Below are 2,559 nucleotides of genomic sequence, written 5' to 3' on the forward strand. Positions count from 1 at the left end.
AAAGGTCTCTACTTCTATGAAGTGGATTTGGCCGGTACTCAAGGCAAATCAGATAAAGAGCTTCTAGACCTTTTGAAACAAAATGGTACGCAAAGCTATAAAGCTACTATCAAAGTCTACGGTGCAAAAGATGGCAAGGCAGACTTGAGCAATCTCGTAGCGACTAAGGATTTGACAGTGAACTTGAATGGACATCAGTCTCTTGCTCCGATGCAGTCAGGCTTCGGCCCATCTTCTAATGGTTCAGCTATGCCGACTCCAATGATGAATAGTCATCAAGGTGCTTCTAATATGAAAGCTCAAATGCCAGCTGCTAGCCAGGATAAGATGATGCCTAACAAAGAGCAAGATAAAACCATGAATGCTAGCCAGCAAATGGCAACACCAAGCATGAAACAAGATCAAGCTTCAGTAGCCTCAAGCAAAATGTCTGATAAAGGCAAGATGGCATCTAATAACAAGGTGTCAAGTCCAATGATGGCTGGTCAAATGAAAGAGCAAAAAGACATGCTTCCATATACTGGTGAAGCTCAAACATCAATGGCTATTATTGGATTCTTTGGGCTCGCCTTGGCTGGACTGCTAGGTGGACTCGGTTTGAAAGCTAAAAAAGAGGAAAATGACTAGTCTAGCTACAGGCTTTCTATCTAGGATTTGAAAAATCCAGATAGCGATTAGAATGTTCGTAAAGCGATTAAAATAGTGTTATACTATTGTGGTATAGCACTGTTTTTTTCAAAGGAGAGACAGATGGGAAAGACAATTTTACTCGTTGACGACGAGGTAGAAATCACAGATATTCATCAACGCTATCTGGTTCAGGCAGGTTATCAGGTTTTGGTAGCTCATGATGGAGTAGAGGCCTTAGAAATATTCAAGCGAAAACCGATTGATTTGATTATTACAGATATCATGATGCCCCGTATGGATGGCTATGATTTGATTAGTGAAGTTCAGTATCAATCTCCAGATCAGCCTTTTCTCTTTTTCACGGCTAAGACTAGTGAGCAGGACAAGATTTATGGCCTGAGCTTAGGGGCAGATGACTTTATTGCCAAGCCTTTTAGCCCTCGTGAGCTGGTTTTGCGTGTCCACAATATCTTGCGTCGCCTTCATCGTGGAGGTGAGACAGAGGTCGTCAGTCTCGGAGATTTACGGATGAATCATGCTAGCCATGAGGTACAAGTCGGAGATGTGGTGCTTGATTTGACAGTCAAATCCTTCGAACTTCTATGGCTTTTAGCCAGCAATCCAGAGCGAGTTTTCTCTAAGACAGATCTCTATGAAAAGGTCTGGCAAGAAGACTATGTGGATGATACCAATACCTTGAATGTTCATATTCATGCTCTTCGACAGGAGTTGGCTAAACATGCCAGTGCAGAAACGCCTACTATCAAAACTGTCTGGGGCTTGGGCTACAAGATTGAGAAAGCACGAGGTAGTCAATGAAATTAAAAAGTTATATTTTAGTGGGGTATATCATTTCAACACTCCTAACGATTATCGTTGTCTTTTGGGCCATCCAGCGAATGTTAATTGACGAAAGAGAGATTTATTTTCTGATTGGCATGACTTTAATCGCAAGTTTTGTCGGTGCTGGGATTAGTCTCTTTCTCCTATCGCCTGTCTTTACATCATTGGCCAAACTTAAGGAACACGCCAAGCGAGTAGCGGACAAGGACTTCCCTGCAAATTTGGAGGTTCAAGGGCCTGCAGAATTTCAGCAGTTAGGGCAAGCTTTCAATGAAATGTCACATGATTTGCAAGCAACCTTTGATTCCTTGGAAGAAAGCGAACGAGAAAAGGGCTTGATGATTGCCCAGTTGTCGCATGATATCAAGACCCCCATTACCTCTATTCAAGCAACGGTAGAAGGAATTTTGGATGGAGTTATCAAAGAAGGAGAACAAGCCCATTATTTAGCAACCATTGGACGCCAGACAGAACGGCTTAATAAACTGGTTGAAGAGTTGAATTTTTTAACCCTTAATACAGCTAGAAATCAGGAGGAGACGACTAGTAAAGACAGCGTTTTTCTGGATCAACTTTTGATTGAGTGCATGAGTGAGTTTCAATTTTTGATTGAGCAGGAGGAGCGAGATGTCCACTTGCAAGTGATTCCTGAGTCTGCTCGGATTGAAGGAGATTATGCCAAACTTTCTCGTATCTTGGTTAATCTGGTTAATAACGCTTTTAAATACTCTGCTCCAGGAACCAAGCTGGAGGTGGTAGCTAAGCTGGAGGATAGCCAGCTTTCAATCAGTGTGATCGATGAGGGGCAGGGTATTGCCCCAGAGGATTTGGAAAATATTTTCAAACGTCTTTATCGTGTCGAAACTTCGCGTAATATGAAAACAGGTGGGCATGGCTTAGGTCTTGCGATTGCACGAGAACTAGCCCATCAGCTTGGTGGCGAAATTACAGCAGAAAGTCAGTATGGCTTAGGAAGCAAGTTTACATTTAGCCTTAGTTTGAAATAAAGCCGTAAAATCCCTTTACAAATCTAGCTTTTCATGGTACAACAGCCTTTGTGCGAAATGACAGCAGGACAAAATGAAG

The 2,559-nt window shown here is 42.3% G+C and carries 3 protein-coding genes; all 3 read left to right on the plus strand.

The window, feature by feature from the left end; all coding sequences use genetic code 11:
* Window positions 1–627: SSURE domain-containing protein (locus HMPREF2904_RS01235; protein ID WP_141751180.1), on the plus strand; the 627-nt coding region annotated here is incomplete at its 5' end.
* Window positions 628–750: 123 nt separating this feature from the next.
* The gene (locus HMPREF2904_RS01240; RefSeq protein ID WP_070659527.1) at window positions 751–1,449 is read left to right on the plus strand and encodes a response regulator transcription factor; all 699 of its coding nucleotides are present in this window, start codon (window positions 751–753) and stop codon (window positions 1,447–1,449) included.
* Window positions 1,446–2,480 carry a sensor histidine kinase gene (locus tag HMPREF2904_RS01245; RefSeq protein WP_070659528.1) on the plus strand — a complete coding sequence of 345 codons (1,035 nt, stop codon included), beginning with the start codon at window positions 1,446–1,448 and terminating at the stop codon, window positions 2,478–2,480. The genes HMPREF2904_RS01240 and HMPREF2904_RS01245 overlap by 4 nt, the downstream gene beginning before the upstream one ends.
* Window positions 2,481–2,559 lie beyond the last annotated feature (79 nt).

It is taken from the genome of Streptococcus sp. HMSC072G04 (assembly GCF_001813295.1).
Classification (GTDB): domain Bacteria; phylum Bacillota; class Bacilli; order Lactobacillales; family Streptococcaceae; genus Streptococcus.

Bases quoted from the DNA above. Each gene is read 5' to 3' on its own strand.
- HMPREF2904_RS01240 (WP_070659527.1), top strand. From the start codon at position 751: ATGGGAAAGACAATTTTACTCGTTGACGACGAGGTAGAAATCACAGAT.
- HMPREF2904_RS01245 (WP_070659528.1), top strand. From the start codon at position 1,446: ATGAAATTAAAAAGTTATATTTTAGTGGGGTATATCATTTCAACACTC.